This window comes from Methylobacterium sp. NPDC080182 (genome assembly GCF_050281105.1).
In the GTDB taxonomy this organism is placed as follows: Bacteria; Pseudomonadota; Alphaproteobacteria; order Rhizobiales; family Beijerinckiaceae; genus Methylobacterium.
Window position 1 is genome coordinate 304,262 of sequence record NZ_JBNNWO010000004.1, and the last position, 17,780, is coordinate 322,041.

15 protein-coding genes are annotated in these 17,780 nt (G+C 70.5%); 10 read left to right on the plus strand and 5 right to left on the minus strand.

Annotated elements, in window-relative coordinates; all coding sequences use genetic code 11:
• Window positions 1–9: 9 nt before the first annotated feature.
• Both fdnG and ACQKQD_RS10075 read right to left on the minus strand, forming a co-directional pair.
• A complete protein-coding gene (gene fdnG, locus ACQKQD_RS10070; protein ID WP_103985475.1) occupies window positions 10–3,090 on the minus strand; it encodes a formate dehydrogenase-N subunit alpha in 3,081 nt (1,026 codons plus the stop codon).
• Between the two features lie 153 nt (window positions 3,091–3,243).
• On the minus strand, window positions 3,244–3,585 hold the full coding sequence (locus ACQKQD_RS10075) for a hypothetical protein (protein WP_091927263.1): 342 nt from the start codon (window positions 3,583–3,585) through the stop codon (window positions 3,244–3,246).
• A 198-nt stretch (window positions 3,586–3,783) separates the two neighbouring features.
• Here ACQKQD_RS10075 and ACQKQD_RS10080 point away from each other — a divergent pair, with 198 nt between their 5' ends.
• The 7 genes from ACQKQD_RS10080 (at window position 3,784) to ACQKQD_RS10110 (ending at window position 9,540) form a co-directional block, all read left to right on the plus strand.
• Window positions 3,784–3,969 (plus strand): hypothetical protein, encoded by a 186-nt coding sequence (locus ACQKQD_RS10080; protein ID WP_091927264.1) that lies wholly within the window; start codon window positions 3,784–3,786, stop codon window positions 3,967–3,969.
• A gap of 412 nt (window positions 3,970–4,381) precedes the next feature.
• Window positions 4,382–5,392 carry a sulfate ABC transporter substrate-binding protein gene (locus ACQKQD_RS10085; RefSeq protein ID WP_020092431.1) on the plus strand — a complete coding sequence of 337 codons (1,011 nt, stop codon included), beginning with the start codon at window positions 4,382–4,384 and terminating at the stop codon, window positions 5,390–5,392.
• Window positions 5,393–5,403: 11 nt separating this feature from the next.
• Window positions 5,404–6,258 carry a sulfate ABC transporter permease subunit CysT gene (gene cysT, locus ACQKQD_RS10090; protein ID WP_427508242.1) on the plus strand — a complete coding sequence of 285 codons (855 nt, stop codon included), beginning with the start codon at window positions 5,404–5,406 and terminating at the stop codon, window positions 6,256–6,258.
• The gene (gene cysW, locus ACQKQD_RS10095) at window positions 6,251–7,132 is read left to right on the plus strand and encodes a sulfate ABC transporter permease subunit CysW (protein WP_091682273.1); all 882 of its coding nucleotides are present in this window, start codon (window positions 6,251–6,253) and stop codon (window positions 7,130–7,132) included. The genes cysT and cysW overlap by 8 nt, the downstream gene beginning before the upstream one ends.
• Window positions 7,104–8,174 carry a sulfate/molybdate ABC transporter ATP-binding protein gene (locus ACQKQD_RS10100; protein ID WP_234080988.1) on the plus strand — a complete coding sequence of 357 codons (1,071 nt, stop codon included), beginning with the start codon at window positions 7,104–7,106 and terminating at the stop codon, window positions 8,172–8,174. Before cysW ends, ACQKQD_RS10100 begins: the two co-directional genes overlap by 29 nt.
• A 39-nt stretch (window positions 8,175–8,213) precedes the next feature.
• Complete coding sequence (locus tag ACQKQD_RS10105) at window positions 8,214–9,263, plus strand: cysteine synthase A (protein ID WP_427508243.1); 1,050 nt, start codon at window positions 8,214–8,216, stop codon at window positions 9,261–9,263.
• Window positions 9,264–9,384: 121 nt separating this feature from the next.
• Window positions 9,385–9,540: a hypothetical protein gene (locus ACQKQD_RS10110; RefSeq protein WP_007563230.1), complete on the plus strand. Its 156-nt coding sequence runs from the start codon at window positions 9,385–9,387 to the stop codon at window positions 9,538–9,540.
• Window positions 9,541–9,640: 100 nt separating this feature from the next.
• On the opposite strand, the gene ACQKQD_RS10115 is transcribed toward ACQKQD_RS10110, so the two are convergent.
• The gene (locus ACQKQD_RS10115; RefSeq protein WP_427508244.1) at window positions 9,641–11,119 is read right to left on the minus strand and encodes a serine protease; all 1,479 of its coding nucleotides are present in this window, start codon (window positions 11,117–11,119) and stop codon (window positions 9,641–9,643) included.
• Between the two features lie 224 nt (window positions 11,120–11,343).
• On the opposite strand from ACQKQD_RS10115, the gene ACQKQD_RS10120 reads away from it, so the two are divergent.
• A complete protein-coding gene (locus tag ACQKQD_RS10120; protein ID WP_012318104.1) occupies window positions 11,344–11,520 on the plus strand; it encodes a hypothetical protein in 177 nt (58 codons plus the stop codon).
• Window positions 11,521–11,553: 33 nt separating this feature from the next.
• On the opposite strand, the gene ACQKQD_RS10125 is transcribed toward ACQKQD_RS10120, so the two are convergent.
• Both ACQKQD_RS10125 and ccrA read right to left on the minus strand, forming a co-directional pair.
• Window positions 11,554–11,853, minus strand: coding sequence for an alkylphosphonate utilization protein (locus tag ACQKQD_RS10125; protein ID WP_020092438.1), 300 nt, complete (start codon window positions 11,851–11,853; stop codon window positions 11,554–11,556).
• 166 nt (window positions 11,854–12,019) lie between these two features.
• Window positions 12,020–13,306 carry a crotonyl-CoA carboxylase/reductase gene (ccrA, locus tag ACQKQD_RS10130; protein ID WP_042672037.1) on the minus strand — a complete coding sequence of 429 codons (1,287 nt, stop codon included), beginning with the start codon at window positions 13,304–13,306 and terminating at the stop codon, window positions 12,020–12,022.
• Window positions 13,307–13,918: 612 nt separating this feature from the next.
• Between ccrA and ACQKQD_RS10135 the strand changes: the two genes are divergently transcribed.
• Window positions 13,919–15,961, plus strand: coding sequence for a protein meaA (locus ACQKQD_RS10135; RefSeq protein ID WP_427508245.1), 2,043 nt, complete (start codon window positions 13,919–13,921; stop codon window positions 15,959–15,961).
• 110 nt (window positions 15,962–16,071) lie between these two features.
• Window positions 16,072–17,757 (plus strand): methyl-accepting chemotaxis protein, encoded by a 1,686-nt coding sequence (locus ACQKQD_RS10140; protein ID WP_020092441.1) that lies wholly within the window; start codon window positions 16,072–16,074, stop codon window positions 17,755–17,757.
• Window positions 17,758–17,780 lie beyond the last annotated feature (23 nt).

The window sequence follows — 17,780 nt, forward strand, 5'->3', positions numbered from 1 at the left end:
CGCTCCCCCTTACGCGACCGCGTCCGACGGAGGCGTGGTCGGCTCGATGTTCACGAGCCAAGCCTTGAACTCCGGCGTCTCGGTGTTCGCGTCGCCGACGACGGGCGTCAGCGAGTTCGGGTGCCATCCTTTCTTGGTGTGGCCCATGAAGCCCCAGTGCTGCGGGATACCGACGACGTGGACGGGTTTGCCGTCGCAGATCAGCGGCTTGATCCGCTTCGTCACCACCGCCTTGGCCTTCAGGGAGCCGCGCTTCGACCAGACGCGGACCCAGCCGCCCTTGGCGATGCCCTTCTCCTTGGCGAGCTCCTCCGAGATCTCCACGAAGGCCTCCGGCTGGAGGATCGCGTTGATCCGGGCGTGCTTGGTCCACCCGTGGAAGTGCTCGGTCAGGCGGTAGCTCGTCGCCGCGTAGGGGAACTCCTTCGCGTCGCCGAGGTCGGCGAGGTCGTCCTTGAAGATGCGGGACGCGGGCGCGCCCTTGATCTTCGGGAAGGCGAGGTTGGCCACCGGGGACTCGAAGGGCTCGTAGTGCGTCGGGAACGGTCCGTCGCGCATGAGACCGCGGGTCCACAGGCGGGCGACGCCCTCCTGGTTCAGGATGAACGGGCCGACGCCCTTATCGGGGGCGACGGTGACGCCGTAATCCGGCACGTCGAAGCCGATCCACTGCTTGCCGTTCCACTCGATGAGCTTCTTCTTCTCGGACCACGGGCGCCCCTCGGGGTCGCACGAGGCGCGGTTGTAGAGCACGCGCCGGTTGGCTGGCCACGCGAAGGCCCAGTTCGGCGCGATGCCGCGATCGCCGGGATCGGTGTTGTCCCGGCGGGCCATCATGTTGCCCTTCTCGGTGTAGCAGCCCGAGTAGATCCAGCAGCCGCAGGCGGTCGTCCCGTCGTCCTTGAGCTGGGCGAAGCCGTCGACCTGCTTGCCCGCCGGGATGATCGTCCCGTTGAGGTCCGGCGTCGGCGCCAGCGTGTAGCCGTTGAGCTCGCGGGCGAGCTCGGTCGGCGTCGGCGCCTCGGCGATCGCGTAATCCCACTTCAGATTGACGATCGGGTCCGGGAAGGCCCCGCCATCCTTCTTGTAGGCCGCCTTCATGCGGAGGAAGATCTCCGACATGATCTCGATGTCGGAGCGGCACTCGCCCGGCGCCTCCTGCGCCTGCCAGTGCCACTGCAGCCACCGGCTGGAGTTCGACAGCGAGCCTTCCTCCTCCACGAACAGGGTGGTCGGAAGCTCGAACACCTCGGTCTGGATCTTGGTCGGATCGACGTCGTTGTACTCGCCGTGATTCTCCCAGAACCGGGCCGTCTCGGTCTTGAGCGGATCCATCACCACGATGAACTTCATCTTGGAGAAGGCTTCCGTCATCTTGGCGCGATTGGGGAACGACAGCAGGGGGTTGAAGCCCTGGATGACGTAGCCGGTCATCTTGCCCTGCTTGGCGAGCTCGAACCCGCGCAGCACGTCGTAGGTCGGCACGTCGAGCTTGGGCAGGTAATCGTACGCCCAGTCGTTCTCCTTGGTGGCCTTGTCGCCCCACATCGCCTTCTGGAACGAGACAAAGAACTTGTTGTAGTTCTGCCAGTAGCTCGTCTGTCCGGGACGCAGCGGCTTGAACTGCCGCTTGGCGATATAGCTCGCGTAGTCGGGCTCCTTCTCCACCGGGATGTTCAGGTACCCGGGGATGAGGTTCGACATCAGCCCGATATCGGTCAGCCCCTGGATGTTGGAGTGACCGCGCAGGGCCTGCATGCCGCCGCCGAGCACGCCGATGTTCCCGAGCAGCGTCTGCACGATGCACATCGAGCGGATGTTCTGCGAGCCCTTGGAGTGATGGGTCCAGCCGAGCGCGTAGAGCGAGGCCATCGACTTCTCGGGGGAAGCCGTCGTCGCCATCAGCTCGCAGACCTTCAGGAAGGTCTCTTTGGGCGAGCCGCAGATTTTTTCCACCATCTCGGGCGTGTAGATCGCGAGATGCTTCTTGAGGAGCTGCATCACGCAGCGCGGATGCTGCATCGTCTCGTCGACCACGGCGTAGCCGTCGGGGCCGATCTCGTAGTCCCAGGTGGTCTTGTCGTAGTCGCGCTTGTCCGCGTCGTAGCCCGTGAACAGACCCTCGCTGAAGTCGTAGCCCTCGCGGACCACGTACCCGGCGTTGGTGTAGGCGGAGACGTAGCGGTGCTGCAGCTTGTCGTTGTCGAGCAGGTACTTGGCCACGCCCGACAGGAACGCGATGTCGGTCCCCTGCCGGATCGGGCAGTACAGATCGGCCACCGACGCCGTGCGGGTGAAGCGCGGATCGACGACGATCAGCTTGGCATTGTTATGGGCTTTCGCCTCCACGACCCACTTGAAGCCGCAGGGGTGGGCCTCGGCGGCATTGCCGCCCATCACGGTGATCACGTCCGCGTGCTTGATGTCCATCCAGAGGTTGGTCATCGCACCGCGTCCGAAGGAGGGCGCCAAACTGGCGACCGACGGACCGTGTCAAACTCTGGCCTGATTATCGAAGACCAGGGCCCCCATGCTTCGGACTGTCTTGTAGGTCAGCCAGGCCGTCTCGTTGGTGGTGGCCGAGGCCCCGAGGAAGCCCATCGTGGTCCACCGGTTGACCGTGAGGTCGCCGTTCTTGGCCACGAAGTTCTTGTCCCGGTCCTCCTTCATGAGCTGCGCGATGCGGTCGAGGGCGAAATCCCAGGACACGCGCTTGAACTCGGAGGAACCCGGGGCGCGGTGGAGCGGGTACTTGGTGCGGGTCTCGGCGTGCACGAAGTCGAGCAGCGCCGAGCCCTTCGGGCAGAGCGTGCCGCGGTTGACCGGATGATCCGGGTCGCCCTCGATGTGCATGACCGAGGAGCGCGCGTTCTTCGAACGGTCCCCCAGGCTGTAGAGGATCACGCCGCACGCGACCGAGCAGTACGGGCAGGTGTTGCGGGTCTCGCGCATCTGCGCGAGCTTGAACGGCCGCACCGCGGCGGCCATGGCGGGCTCGAGTCCGCCGAATCCGAGCGCGCCCAGCGAGCCGCCAGCGAGGCCGGCGCCGGCCCCCTTGAGCAGGCCACGCCTTGAGACCTGGACCGTCATCTCCGCTCCGTAAAAGCGATCTGGTATAATTCCAAGCTGTCCCAAAAAAGCGTGCGCGAGGCAAGTGCGGTTGCGTGACACAGCAAGTCGCCGTGTCTCAGCCGAAGCAACACGTTTGTCACACCGGCATCATCCTGCATGAGAACGGTTTTTTTACTTGCTGGGATTGGCCGGATTGGTGCCTGACGGGCCGGCCGTGCGGTGCTCCAGGGGCGCCTGCGGCTCGGTCGCGGAAGTGCCGCCGGGCTGGGCCGGCGGCACGGGACGGTCGGCATTCTCCTTGATCGAGTTGCCGCCTGGGTCCGGCGCGTCCTTGGCGGCCGACTGCTCGCGCGGCACCGGGGCCTGGCTCCAGCCGTCCTGCGCGCTGCGGGACTTGTCGCCCATCGCGTCGATGCCCTTGATCTCGCCGGGCTTCGTCTGCGCGAGACAGGGCGACGCGGCCGCCGCGAGGCCGAGGAGCACCGATATCGTCAGGGGGATCGAGCGGGACACGGGGCGCCTCCTGGCAGCGGGGGAACGGCAGCGGGGAATGCCCGGGCAACGTAGCCTTCGCGGCCGCAGTTCCGGCCTGCGACACCGACCGGGGACCGGGCACTCGGGTCGCGCGGCGGGGTCGCGGTGTCGGCGGTGACGGCTCCTTAACCAAACCTTGCAACCGTACGTGTCCACAGGTGCGAGGATTTTCCGGTCATGTCGAAGCCGCATCCCGAGCGCCCCTGCGAGACCGAGCGGTCCGTAGACGCACCACCGCTCACCTCCGACATCCGGCGCCATCTCGGCCAGAACCTGCGCGCGCTCTTCACCGACACGCTGGCGGCCCCGGTCGACAAGCGGCTGGAGGCCCTGATCGCCCGGCTCGACAAGCCGAAGCGCTGACCCGGACCGCCGCCGGCAGGGGAGCGGAGGATCGCCGTCTTGCGGGCAACCGCGTGCGGCGCGAACCGCCGACGGCTCTCGCCGGCCCGCAGCATGCCGCCCGATGTGCGCTAGAGCACTTAAGATCGTTCGTTCTGAGAGACCCGATTCCGCGCAGGAAATCTTCTCCATCGGCGACGCCAGAGAGAAGATCCATGCGTTCTGATCGTCTACTGCCCTGAGTTATCTTGCATTTCCGGCACGATCGTCGATCCTGATCACGTTACGGCATCACGCGGGTCCACACCCGAGGCTTGACTTCGTTCGGTAAAAAGAACGATTTCGCGCCTCCCGGGGACGCCTGTCCCCTGCGTCGCAACCGCGGATGGCTGGGGGATCGGACGTGATGACGAACGCTTCAGGTCTGGGCCGGATGGCTCGGGCGATCGGGCTGACCCTTCTGGCCGGAGCCGGCCTGCTGACCTGCGCGCTGCCGGCCGCGGCCGAGACCGCGCTCCTCAACGTCTCGTACGATCCGACCCGCGAGCTCTACCGCGAGATCAACGCCGCCTTCGCGGAAGAGTGGAAGGCCAAGACCGGCGAGGCCATCACGGTGCGGGCCTCGCACGGCGGCTCGGGCGCGCAGGCGCGCACGGTGATCGACGGGGTGGACGCCGACGTGGTCACCCTCGGCATCCCGTCCGACATCGACGCGATCGCCAAGCTCACCCGCAAGATCCCGGAGGATTGGCGCAGCAAGCTGCCGAACCAGGGGACGCCCTACACCTCGACGGTGGTGTTCCTGGTCCGGAAGGGCAACCCGAAGGGCGTCAAGGACTGGGACGACCTGGTCAAGCCCGACGTGAAGGTGATCACCCCGAATCCGAAGACCTCGGCGGGCGGGCGCTGGAACTTCCTCGCCGCCTGGGGCTACGCCTACGGGAAGGACAAGGACGCCGCGAAGGCCGACGCCTTCGTCGGGCAGGTCTACAAGAACGTGCCGGTGCTCGACACCGGCGCCCGCGGCTCGACGGTGACCTTCGCGCAGCGCGGCCTCGGCGACGTCCTGCCGACCTGGGAGAACGAGGCCTACCTCGTGCTCCAGGAGTTCGGCGCCGACAAGTTCGACATCGTCTCGCCGCCGACCTCGATCTACGCCGAGCCGCCTGTGGCCCTGGTGGCGGTCAATGCCGAGCGGAAGGGCACCACCAAGGCGGCCCAGGCCTATCTCGACTTCCTCTACGGCGACCGCGCCCAGGCGATCTTCGCCAAGCACCATTACCGGCCGATCCGGCGGGAGGCGGCCGCCCCGGCGGACCTCGCCCAGTTGCCCGAGATCAAGCTGTTCAAGATTGAGGACCTCCAGGGATCCTGGGACGAGATCCAGAAGCGGAACTTCGACGCCGGCGGCCTGTTCGACCGTCTGAGCCGGGCCGGCCGCTGAGGCTTCAGATCATGGTCCAGACGCCCCGTACCCGTCGGACGTTCCGACGGCCGAGCGTGATCCCGGGCTTCGGGATCAGCTTCGGCTACACGCTGACCTGCCTCGGCCTGATCGTCCTGCTGCCGCTGGCCGGACTGGTGGTGAAGGCCTCGGGGCTCGGCCTGTCGGGCATCTGGGAGGTCGCCACCGATCCGCGGGTCGCGAGCGCCCTGCGGATCAGCTTCGGCGTCTCGGCGATCGCGGCGCTCGTCGCCTCGGTCTTCGGCTTCCTGGTGGCCTGGGTGCTGACCCGCTACCGCTTCCCGGGGCGCAAGCTGGTCGACGCCGCCGTCGACCTGCCCTTCGCGCTGCCCACCGCGGTCGCCGGCATCGCGCTCGCCTCGCTCTACGCGCCGGACGGTCTGCTCGGCGCGCCGCTCGCGCGCCTCGGCATCCAGGCGGCCTACACGCCGGTCGGCATCTTCATCGCCATGGTGTTCATCGGCCTGCCCTTCGCGGTGCGGACCGTGCAGCCGCTGATCGCCGAGATCGACAAGGAGATCGAGGAGGCCTCGGCCACCCTCGGGGCGACGCGCCTCGTCACCCTCACCCGGGTGGTGCTGCCGCCCCTGATCCCGGCGGTGCTCACCGGCTTCGCGCTCGCCTTCGCCCGGGGTGTCGGCGAGTACGGCTCGATCATCTTCATCGCCGGCAACCTGCCCTACGTGTCGGAGATCGCGCCGCTGCTCATCGTCATCAAGCTCTCCGAGTTCGACTACGGCGGCGCGGCGGCCATCGCGACGATCATGCTCGGGATCTCGTTCCTGACGCTGCTCGCCATCAACCTCATCCAGGCCTGGTCACGGCGGCGGTTCGGCTATGTCTGAGATCTTCTCTCCCGCCTTCGTGCCGGCCGCCAAGCCAGCCCCGGTCGCCTCGGAAGGGGTCGGCGTCCGCGCGGTCCTGATCGGGATCGCCGTGGCGTTCCTGGCGCTGTTCCTGGTGCTGCCACTGTTCGCGGTCTTCCTCCAGGCCTTCTCCAAGGGGCTCGGGGCCTTCCTGGACGCGTTCCGGGAGCCCGACGCCTGGAGCGCGATCCGCCTGACGCTGACCGTGGCGGCGATCGCGGTGCCGTTCAACGTCGTGTTCGGGCTGGCCGCCTCCTGGGCGATCGCCAAGTTCGAGTTCCCCGGCAAGGCGCTGCTGATCACCCTGATCGACCTGCCGTTCTCGGTCTCTCCGGTGGTCTCCGGCCTGATCTACGTGCTGCTGTTCGGGTCCCAGGGCCTGTTCGGCTCCTGGCTCCTCAACCACGGCGTCCAGATCCTGTTCGCCCTGCCGGGGATCGTCCTGGCGACGGTGTTCGTGACCTTCCCGTTCGTCGCCCGCGAGCTGATCCCGCTGATGCAGGAGCAGGGCACCGCCGAGGAGGAGGCGGCGCTGACGCTCGGCGCCTCGGGCCTGCACGCGTTCCGGACGGTGACGCTGCCCAATATCCGCTGGGGCCTGCTCTACAGCGTGCTCCTCTGCAATGCCCGGGCGATGGGCGAATTCGGAGCGGTGTCGGTGGTGTCGGGCCACATCCGCGGCCTGACCAACACCATCCCACTCCACGTGGAGATCCTCTACAATGAGTACAACTTCGTCGCCGCATTCGCCGTCGCTTCGCTCCTCGCCGTCCTTGCCCTCATCACCCTCGTCCTCAAATCCGTCCTCGAATGGCGCTTCGCGGGTGAGCTCGCGCACGGCCGGGCACACTGATCGCCCCTCCACGGCGATCCGGGTCGAGAACGTCTCGAAGACGTTCGACACGGCGGCGGTGCTGCACGACCTGTCGCTGGACGTGCGGGCGGGCGAGCTGATCGGGCTCCTCGGCCCGTCGGGCTCGGGCAAGACGACGCTGCTGCGGATCATCGCCGGGCTCGACGCGCCGGACCGGGGCCGGATCCTGTTCGGCGGCGACGACGCCACCGGCCTGCCGGTGCAGGAGCGGGCCGTGGGCTTCGTGTTCCAGCACTACGCCCTGTTCAAGCACATGAGCGTGGCCGACAACATCGCCTACGGGCTGAACGCGCGGCGCCGCGCCGACCGGCCGGCCAAGGCCGAGATCAAGCGCCGGGTCGGCGACCTGCTCGACCTGATCCGCCTCTCCGGGTTCGGCGACCGCTACCCGTCGCAGCTCTCCGGCGGCCAGCGGCAGCGGGTGGCGCTCGCCCGGGCCCTTGCGGTCGAGCCGCGGGTTCTCCTGCTGGACGAGCCCTTCGGCGCGCTCGACGCCCAGGTCCGCAAGGACCTGCGCCGCTGGCTGCGCGAGATCCACGACCGCACCGGCCAGACCACGATCTTCGTGACTCACGACCAGGACGAGGCCCTGGAACTGTCCGACCGCGTGGCCGTGCTCGATCGCGGCCGCCTGGAGCAGGTCGGCACGCCCGACGAGGTGCAGGAGAACCCGGCCTCCGCCACCGTGATGAAGTTCCTGGGCGATTCCGTCGAGGTCGAGGCGATCGCCGAGGGCGGCCGGGTGCTGGTCCGGGGCCGGGAGACGCCGGTCGCCGCGCCCGCCAGCCTGTTCGGCCCGGTCAAGCTCTACGTCCGGCCCTGGCAGCTGCAGCTCGCCGAGCCCGAGGCCGCGCACCTGTCGGGCACCGTGCGCAGCTCGTACCGGACGCAGGGGCGCCAGCGGATCGAGGTGGCCGACGCCGAGGGGCGCGTCCTCGCCGTGGAGGATTTCGACGGCGTGCGCTACCCGGCCGGCCACCCGGTCGGCCTGCGGATCAACGGCGGGCACGTGTTCGGGTGAGGCTCGCCAGCGGCCGCGCGGCACCCTAGGCTCCCGACCATGACCGTACCGAGTCGCGAACCCGCCTCCGACGTCCTGGCCGCCATCGGCCAGACGCCGCTGATCCGCCTGCGCCGCGCCTCCGAGGAGACCGGCTGCACCATCTACGGCAAGGCGGAGTTCCTGAATCCCGGCCTGTCGGTGAAGGACCGGGCGGCGCTCTCGATCGTGCGGGACGCGGAGGCGCGGGGCCTGATCCGCCCGGGCGGCACGATCGTCGAGGGCACCGCCGGCAACACCGGCATCGGTCTCGCCCTGGTGGCCTCGGTGCGCGGCTACCGGACGCTGATCGTCATCCCGGTCACCCAGTCCGAGGAGAAGAAGCAGACCCTGCGGCTCGCGGGCGCCCGGCTGGTGGAAGTGCCGGCGGTGCCCTTCGCCAACCCGAACAACTACGTCCACGTGGCCCGGCGGCTCGCGGAGAAGCTCGCCGCCACCGAGCCGGCGGGCGCCTTCTTCGCCGACCAGTTCGACAACGTCGCCAATCGGCAGGCCCATGTCGACGGCACCGGCCCGGAGATCTGGGCGCAGACCGGCGGCCGGGTCGACGGCTTCGTCTGCGCGGCCGGCACCGGCGGCACGCTGGCCGGCACCGCCGAGGCCCTGCGCGCCCGCAACCCGCAGGTGCGGATCGCGCTGTCGGATCCGGAGGGCTCGGCCCTCTATGCCCACTACACGACCGGCACCCTGAAGGCCGAGGGCTCCTCGATCACCGAGGGGATCGGCCAGGGGCGGATCACCCGCAACCTCGAGGGCTTCACCCCCGACCGCGCCTTCCGGATCCCGGACCGCGAAGCCCTCGACATCGTCTTCGGGCTGATGCGGGAGGAGGGGCTGTCGCTGGGCGGCTCGTCGGGCATCAACGTCGCCGGGGCGATCCGGCTGGCCCGGGACCTCGGGCCCGGTCACACCATCGTGACGATCCTCTGCGACGGGGCGGCCCGCTACGCCTCGAAGCTGTTCAACCCGGCGTTCCTCACCGAGCGCGACCTGCCAGTTCCCAGCTGGCTCGACGCGCCCGCGGACGCTCTGCCGGACTGGCACGCCTGAGGCCGGGGTCTCATCCGGAATTTTCCTCACAAAAGCGTGGCTTGGCGTTGAACGGAACGGAATGTCGCAGCGTTTGAACGGTCACGCTCGCACCAGCGCGACCGTCCGGAGAACGCGACCGATGTCCCTCGTCACCATCCTACTCATCATCCTGATCATCCTGGCCTTCGGCGGCGGCGGCTTCCTCGGCGGCGGCGCGTATCGCGGCCCCGGCTTCGGCCTGGGCGGCATCCTGCTCATCGTGCTGATCGTGCTCCTGGTCACCGGGCGGCTCTGAGCGGCGGCCCGTCGCCTGGGCGGACGACTTGTCCGCCCAGGCTCGTGAACGCCGGCGGATCCCGCGCGAGCGATAGGGGATCCGCCGCGCGACCCCCATCTCAGCGGCAGGTGATCCCCACCACGGCGGGCGCGACCCCGCCGGGCCCGCCACCCGAGTGCGGCGCCGCCGCGGCGATGCCCTGGGCGGCGAGGAAGGCGGAGATCGCCCGCGCCGAAACGACCGGCAGGCGTGCCGGCGGCACCACCCCGGCGACCCGGCGCGGCGCCGCGGGATAGCGGGCGACGAGACCGACGAGGGCCCCCGACCGGTCCAGCACCGGCGCGCCGCCGGAACCCGGCTGGAGCGCCGCGATCACGTCGCCGCCCCGCGCCTCACCGGGAGCGGCCTGGACCCCGTCCGCACCCGGCGCCAGGGCGATCACGCTCTCCTCGGCACCGACGGGCTCGGTTCGGAGCGCGGGCCGGAGCGGGGCGGGGGCGCCGGGCACATCGAGGAGGGCGAGGCCGGCGGGATCGGTGGCGAGCACCCGCGCCGATGCCGCGCCGATCCTGGGCTGGGCGCAGCCCTCCAGCACGGCGGCGGCGGTCAGCACGCGTCCCGGCGCCACCGCGAGACCCGCGCCCGAGGCCGGCGCGGGGGACAGGCTCGCCGGCCTCAGCGGCGCGGCCTGCGGCTGGGGCGCCGGGTGGGCGGCGGCGCGGACCGCCGGTGCCGGACCTGGGCTCGGGGGTAGCTGCGCGGCCGGCGCCGCGGCGGGATCGGGAAACGGCACGAAGGCGTTCGCCACGGCGATCACGAGCCGGTCGACCTCCGGTGCCAGGGCGCGATCGTAGCCGAGCAGGAACCCCCGCACGCCCTCCGGTCCGGACGCGTAGCGGATGTAGGACAGTCCCGGCCCGGTCTCGGCGGTGACCACCACGGTGTCCGGCCGCCGCAGCTTGTAGGTCACCTTGCGGCCGGGGAGCGGCGCGGTCGCCTTCTCGAACAGCGCGTCGAGGCTCTCGGCCCCCGGCGGGAAGGCGCGGGATTCCAGGGTGACGCGACCGTCCTGGCTCTGCCAGCGGGTTCCGGAGGGCAGGGCGGTCCGTTTCGCCAGGAGTCTCTCGGGCACGCCCATCACGGCGCCGGTCCCGGGATCGACCGCGACGCGGAAGCGCGCCGCGTTCCGCGCCGCCGCGCCGGCGGCCAGCAGCGCCGCACGGCCGCGCGGATCGAGGGGGTCGGCCCCGCCGCCGGTCCGGGCGCCGTAGGCGGTGAGCGCCTCGAAGGTCCGGCGCCCGAAGGCCCCCGACACGACGGCGTTGAAATCGCCGGTCCAGACCAGGGCGTCCTGGACGGCCTTGCGGTCGGCCTCCGGCAGGGCCTCGAAGCCCGCCCGCATCGCCTCGAAGACGGGGTCGGCCGGCGCGCCGGCCGCCGGCGCGGGTCTGGGGGCGGCCCGGGCGGGCGCCGGCCGGTCCTGGGCCCCGACAGGCCCGGTGCCGAGGGCGATCAGGAGCGCGAGGGCCGTCGCGCGCCGGGCGCGGCCGCGCAGGGTATCCGGGTTCCGACACCGCGACGCGTCACCCGAATCCATGCCCGCCCCCGACCCTCTCTGCCCCGCGTCGTCCCGATCCTGGCAGAGGCCGCCGCGACAGGCCAGATCAATCCGGTGCCGGGCCGGTCCCGGCCCGGTCCCGGCAGCCGTGCGTCCGGCGCCGCGATGCGCTACAGGGCGGATGTCCGGCCCTGGGCGGCGGCCGGATCCCGGATCGGTCGTCCGGCCACGCGATGCCGCCACGGTTCGACGCGGAGCCCGGCATGAGCGACACGAACAACACCTTCAAGAAGGCGCCCAAGCGCAAGGCCGCCAAGGGCAAGAGCATCAGCGTCTCGCCGGAGATGCGGCAGGCCTACGCCGACCTGATCCAGGAGCGCGCCGAGAAGCAGGAGGCCTACGGCCGCCACCTGCCGCAGGACGAGACGCGGCGGCGGTAGCGCGGCCGGGAGAAGCGCCGCCCCGCATCGGCCTCAGCGCTTGCGCACGAACTCGGTGCGCAGGACGAGGCCCTTGATGGTGTCGTGGCGGCAGTCGATCTCCTCCGGATCGTCCGTGAGCCGGATCGACCGGATGACCGTGCCCTGCTTCAGGGTCTGGTTCGCGCCCTTGACCTTGAGGTCCTTGATCAGCGTGACCGAATCGCCGTCGGCCAGGACGTTGCCGGCCGCGTCGCGGACGGCTCTCGCCTCGGCGGGCGCGGCCGCGGATCCGGGCGGGAGCCACTCGCCCGTCGCCTCGTCGTAGACGTAAGCCTCGTCGTCGCCGCTCAAAACCGTGCCCCCTGTCCGGATCGGGGCCGGGTCCTGTGAGGATCGCGTGGGCCCGTCATCAGCGCCCCGGCACACCGAATCGGTCGCCGAGTCGGCGCGGGACGCCGCGAGCCTAGCCGATCGGGCCGGCCCCGCGCGAGAGCGGGAACCGGCCCGACGGAGCGCCCTACCGCTTCAGCGGACCGGCCTCGATCACGTCCTCGACCGTGCGCAGGCCGGCGCGCGGGGAGTTGACGAGGCAGGCCATGTTGCCCGGCGGGTGCTGGTTCTTCCACATCTTGGTGTGGGCCTGGGGGATCTTGTCCCAGGGGAAGACCTCGCTCATGCACGGGTCGATCCGCCGGTCGAGCACGAACTGGTTCGCCGACGAGGCCTGCTTGAGGTGGGCGAAGTGCGAGCCCTGGATGCGCTTCTGCCGCATCCAGACGTAGCGGGCGTCGAAGGTGATGTTGAAGCCGGTCGTGCCGGCGCAGAACACCACCATGCCGCCGCGCTTCACCACCAGCGCCGAGACCGGGAAGGTCGCCTCGCCCGGATGCTCGAACACGATGTCGACGTCCTGCTTGCCGGTGATGTCCCAGATCGCCTTGCCGAACTTCCGCGCCTCCTTGGTCCAGGCGTGGAACTCGGGGCTGTTGACCTTAGGGAGCTGGCCCCAGCAGTCGAAGTCCTTGCGGTTGATGACGCCCTTGGCGCCGAGGCTCATCACGTAGTCGCGCTTCGACTCGTCCGAGATCACCGCGATGGCGTTGGCGCCCGAGGCCGCGCAGAGCTGCACGCCGAACACGCCGAGGCCGCCGGAGGCACCCCAGATCAGCACGTTCTGGCCCGGCTTCACCGTGTGCGGGGCGTGGCCGAACAGCATGCGGTAGGCGGTGGCGAGCGTCAGCGTGTAGCAGGCGGCCTCCTCCCAGGTGAGGTGCTTCGGCCGGACCATGAGCTGGCGGGACTGCACCCGGCAGAACTGCGCGAACGAGCCGTCGCCGGTCTCGTAGCCCCAGATCCGCTGCGAGGGCGAGAACATCGGGTCGCCGCCGTTGCACTCCTCGTCGTCGCCGTCGTCGCGGTTGCAGTGGACGATGACCTCGTCGCCGACCTTCCAGCGCTTCACCTTGGAGCCAACCTTCCAGACGATGCCGGAGGCGTCGGAGCCCGCGATGTGGTACTCGCCCTTGTGGACGTCGAAGGGCGAGATCGGCTCGCCGAGGCCGGCCCAGACGCCGTTGTAGTTGACTCCCGCCGCCATGACGTAGACCAGCACCTCGTCGTCGCCGATCTCCCAGACCGGCAGCACCTCGAGCTGGTGGGACTGTTCCGGGGGTCCGTGCCGCTCGCGCCGGATCGCCCAGGCATACATCTTGGCCGGCACATGACCCAGCGGCGGGATCTCACCCATCTCGTAGAGGTCCTTGACCTCCCCGCCCGTCGGACTGATCGCAGCGCTCGCCGCCATCTCGCTCTCCTCTCGTCCCGCGTGTTTCTCACGGCCGCGGTTCTCCATCGCGCTATACCGGCGATGCCGGAGGCGTCCAAGTGGGCCGAAAGTCGAAAGCCGACGGTTTCCGACATGAAAAAAGCGCGAGCACAGGGCGCGCGACCACGTATTCAAAATCGGCTTTCCGGCAGACCAAGTATTATTCGGCGCCGGCCTCGGTCGCCCCGGCCCCGAGACCTTGCCCGACTCCACCGCCGCGCGCCCGAGCTGCTCCAGGCCGTCCGGCGAGCACATGCACCTCTAAGTCATTGGTTCGACTTGCTCTCTCGCGCCTGAGCAGCGGCAAGTCCCGCGAAGAACAGTTCAGGTGGACATTATACCAGCACTGATAAAGCGGATCGGGACCGTCGCGCGGCACCGTCCGGACCGCGGGTGCGGGCGGCGCGCGGGCGGCGGCGCGCCGCGGCGCCTTCAAATCCCGCTGTTCCGGCGGGCAAGTTTTTTCATGAGCCGCGGATGCCCGCGCGGGCGTCTTGCACTTCCGTCCCGGATGACGCGTGCTCAAGCCTTCGCTACGGTGACCGCAAGGCCGCGCCCCGCGCGGATACAAAGATCACACGGAGGCGAGGAATGGGCGCGAGCGTCGCCGAAACCAGGAGCGACAAGTCGAGCCGCGACAAGCCCTGGATCATCCGCACCTACGCGGGGCACTCGACCGCGGCGGAGTCCAACAAGCTCTATCGGGGCAACCTCGCCAAGGGCCAGACCGGCCTGTCGGTTGCCTTCGACCTGCCGACCCAGACCGGCTACGACCCCGACCACGAGCTGTCCCGCGGAGAGGTCGGCAAGGTCGGCGTCTCGATCGCGCATCTCGGCGACATGCGGACCCTGTTCCAGGACATCCCGCTCGCCCAGATGAACACCTCGATGACGATCAACGCCACGGCCCCGTGGCTGCTGGCGCTCTACCTCGCGGTGGCCGAGGAGCAGGGCGCGCCGATCGCCGCCCTCCAGGGCACGACCCAGAACGACATCATCAAGGAGTACCTGTCGCGCGGCACCTACGTGTTCCCGCCCGCGCCGTCCCTCCGGCTCACCAAGGACGTGATCCTGTTCACGACCAAGAACGTGCCGAAGTGGAACCCGATGAACGTCTGCTCCTACCACCTGCAGGAGGCGGGGGCGACGCCGGTCCAGGAGCTGTCCTACGCGCTCGCCATCGCCATCGCGGTGCTCGACACCGTGCGCGAGGACCCCGAGTTCGACGCCGCGAGCTTCCCCGAGGTGTTCGGCCGGATCTCGTTCTTCGTGAACGCGGGCCTGCGGTTCGTCACCGAGATCTGCAAGATGCGGGCGTTCTCGGAGCTCTGGGACGAGATCGCCCGCGAGCGCTACGGCATCGACGACCCGAAGAAGCGCATCTTCCGGTACGGCGTGCAGGTGAACTCCCTGGGACTCACCGAGCAGCAGCCCGAGAACAACGTCCACCGCATCCTGATCGAGATGCTGGCGGTGACGCTGTCCAAGCGCGCCCGCGCCCGCGCGGTGCAGCTCCCGGCCTGGAACGAGGCGCTCGGCCTGCCGCGGCCCTGGGACCAGCAATGGTCCATGCGCATGCAGCAGATCCTGGCCTTCGAGACCGACCTCCTCGAGTACGACGACATCTTCGACGGCAGCCACGTGATCGAGGCCAAGGTCGAGGAGCTGAAGGCGCAGACCCGCGCCGAGCTGGAGCGGATCGGCGGCATCGGCGGCGCGGTCGCGGCGGTGGAAACCGGGGCGCTCAAGCGCGCGCTGGTGGAGTCGAACGCGCGCCGGATCTCGGCGATCGAGGCCGGCGATCAGATCGTGGTCGGCGTCAACAAGTGGCAGCAGGGCGAGCCGTCGCCGCTCACGGCCGGGGAGGGGGCGATCTTCTCCGTCTCCGAGACCGTCGAGATGGAGGCGCAGAGCCGGATCCGCGAGTGGCGCGGCCGCCGCGACGAGAACGCCGTGGGCAAGGCCCTCGACGCCCTGGAGCAGGCGGCGCGCTCCGGCGCCAACATCATGCCGCCCTCGATCGAGGCGGCCAGGGCCGGCGTCACGACCGGCGAGTGGGGCGCGCGCCTGCGCGCGGTCTTCGGCGAGTACCGGGCGCCCACCGGCGTCACCGTGGAGACCGTCTCCAGCGGCGCGGCCGAGGAGGCCAAGCTCCTGATCGCCGATCTCGGCGAGCGGCTCGGCGAGACGCCGAAGCTCGTGGTCGGCAAGCCCGGCCTCGACGGCCACTCCAACGGCGCCGAGCAGATCGCGCTCCGTGCCCGCGATGTCGGCTTCGACGTCACCTACGACGGCATCCGCCAGACGCCGGCCGAGATCGTCGCGAAGGCCAAGGAGACCGGCGCCCACGTGGTCGGCCTGTCGATCCTGTCCGGCTCCCACGTGCCGCTGGTGCGGGAGGTCCGCGCCAAGATGCGCGAGGCCGGGCTCGACCACATCCCGGTGGTGGTCGGCGGCATCATCTCGCCGGAGGACGAGCTGGTCCTCAAGAACATGGGCGTGCGCGCCGTCTACACGCCGAAGGACTACGCCATCGACCAGATCATGGTCGGGCTCGCCAAGGTCGTGGAGAAGGGTCTGGATCGACGGGACGGCCCGGCGGATCCGCCGCGCGCCGAGGCCCAGGTCTACTAGCGGACCGAGCCTGCCCGGACCGCGCGCGGTCCGGGCAGGACCAAACAACCTTAATATTTCTCAGACAAGCATAGGCCCCGGTCCCACGTGCGGGACCGGGGACGATTCCTATGCGCGCCGGTATCTCCATCGCGGCCAAGCTCGGCCTGTGTCTCGCGGCCCTGGTGCTGCTGATCGCCGCGACGAGCGGCCTCTCGCTGGCCGAGCTCGGCCGCATCGAGTCCGCCGCCGCGCAGCTGCGCGACACGCGCATCCCGGCCACCGACGCCCTCGGCCGGATCGGCATCAACTTCATGCGGCAGCGGGTCAACGCCGTCCGCCTGATCACCGCCGACACGCCCGCGCTGCGCGCCGAGGTCGCCGACCAGATCGCCAAGCGCGACGCGCTGCTCGCCGCCCAGTACGCCCGGTACGAGGCCCTGCCGCTGACCCAGCCCGAGCGCGAGGCCTACGCGGTGTTCCGCCAGCACGTGGCCACCTACGCCGAGCAGCAGCGGGAGGCGGTGGCCAAGGCCGAGGCGGGCGACGTCGCCGGCGGCCAGCGGATCTACAACACGGTGATGTCCGACAGCATCCGCGCCATCATGGCCGACTGGGAGAAGCTCGTCGCCCTGAACGGCGACGGCTCGCAGGCGAGCGGCACGCTGATCGCGCAGACCTACGACGCCGCCAAGCGGAACGTGCTGGCGCTCGCCGGCCTCGCCCTGCTGGTTGCCCTCGGGGCCTTCGTGCTGGTGACCCGCGGCGTCAGCGGGCCGCTCCGCAAGATCGCCGCCGTGACGCAGCGCCTCGCGGCGGGCGACGCCGAGGTGGCGATCTCCGGGCAGGAGCGCCGCGACGAGATCGGGGCGCTCGCGGGCTCCGTGGTGGTGTTCCGCGACAACCTCGTCCGCGCGCGCGCCCTGGAGGCCGAGACGGCGCTGGCCCGCGCCGATGCCGAGACGCAGCGCCGGGCCGCGACCCGGGCCATGGCCGACGCCTTCGAGCAGGCGGTGGGCGGCATCGTCGGCGGCGTGTCGGCGGCCGCGACCGAGCTGGAGGCCACCGCCCGGACCCTGACCGGCAGCGCGACCGAGGCCGCCGGTCAGTCCGGCACCGTCGCGGGCGCCGCGAGCGACGCCGCCGCCAACGTCAACACCGTCGCGGCCGCCGCCGAGGAGCTCGGCTCCTCGGTGCAGGAGATCGGCCGGCAGGTCAGCAGCTCGGCGGAGCTCGCGCGGGTCGCCGTCGCCGAGGCGACCAACACGGTGGCGCTGGTCCAGGACCTGAGCGGCGCGGCCGCGAAGGTCGGCGACGTGGTGGCGCTGATCTCCGGGATCGCCGCCCAGACCAACCTCCTGGCGCTCAACGCCACGATCGAGGCGGCGCGCGCCGGCGCCGCGGGCCGCGGCTTCGCGGTGGTGGCCTCGGAGGTCAAGGCGCTCGCCGAGCAGACCGCCCGGGCCACCGAGGAGATCACCGGCCAGATCGGCCGGATCCAGTCCTCCACCGGGCAGGCGGCGTCGGCGATCGACGGGATCGGCCGGCGCATCCGCGAGATCGACGGCGTGGCCTCCAGCATCGCGGCCGCCGTGGAGCAGCAGGGCGCGGCCACGCAGGAGATCGTCCGCAACGTCGCCGAGGCGGCCGCCGGCACCGGCGCGGTCACCGGCACCATCGCGAGCCTCGCCCAGTCCGCCGAGGAGACCGGCGCCGCCGCCGCCCAGGTGCTCGGGGCCGCGAGCGAGATGTCGCGTCAGTCCGAGCATCTCGGGGCCGAGGTCGCGCGCTTCCTCGCCACGGTGCGGGCGGCGTAGCCCCCTCACGGTCGGGCGGCGGA

Coding starts and splice junctions, on each gene's coding strand:
- ACQKQD_RS10085 (WP_020092431.1), top strand. CDS start 4,382: ATGGCTCGGGCGATCGGGCTGACCCTTCTGGCCGGAGCCGGCCTGCTG.
- ACQKQD_RS10080 (WP_091927264.1), top strand. CDS start 3,784: ATGTCGAAGCCGCATCCCGAGCGCCCCTGCGAGACCGAGCGGTCCGTA.
- ACQKQD_RS10135 (WP_427508245.1), top strand. CDS start 13,919: ATGGGCGCGAGCGTCGCCGAAACCAGGAGCGACAAGTCGAGCCGCGAC.
- ACQKQD_RS10120 (WP_012318104.1), top strand. CDS start 11,344: ATGAGCGACACGAACAACACCTTCAAGAAGGCGCCCAAGCGCAAGGCC.
- ACQKQD_RS10110 (WP_007563230.1), top strand. CDS start 9,385: ATGTCCCTCGTCACCATCCTACTCATCATCCTGATCATCCTGGCCTTC.
- ACQKQD_RS10105 (WP_427508243.1), top strand. CDS start 8,214: ATGACCGTACCGAGTCGCGAACCCGCCTCCGACGTCCTGGCCGCCATC.
- ACQKQD_RS10140 (WP_020092441.1), top strand. CDS start 16,072: ATGCGCGCCGGTATCTCCATCGCGGCCAAGCTCGGCCTGTGTCTCGCG.
- cysT (WP_427508242.1), top strand. CDS start 5,404: ATGGTCCAGACGCCCCGTACCCGTCGGACGTTCCGACGGCCGAGCGTG.
- cysW (WP_091682273.1), top strand. CDS start 6,251: ATGTCTGAGATCTTCTCTCCCGCCTTCGTGCCGGCCGCCAAGCCAGCC.
- ccrA (WP_042672037.1), bottom strand. CDS start 13,306: ATGGCGGCGAGCGCTGCGATCAGTCCGACGGGCGGGGAGGTCAAGGAC.
- ACQKQD_RS10115 (WP_427508244.1), bottom strand. CDS start 11,119: ATGGATTCGGGTGACGCGTCGCGGTGTCGGAACCCGGATACCCTGCGC.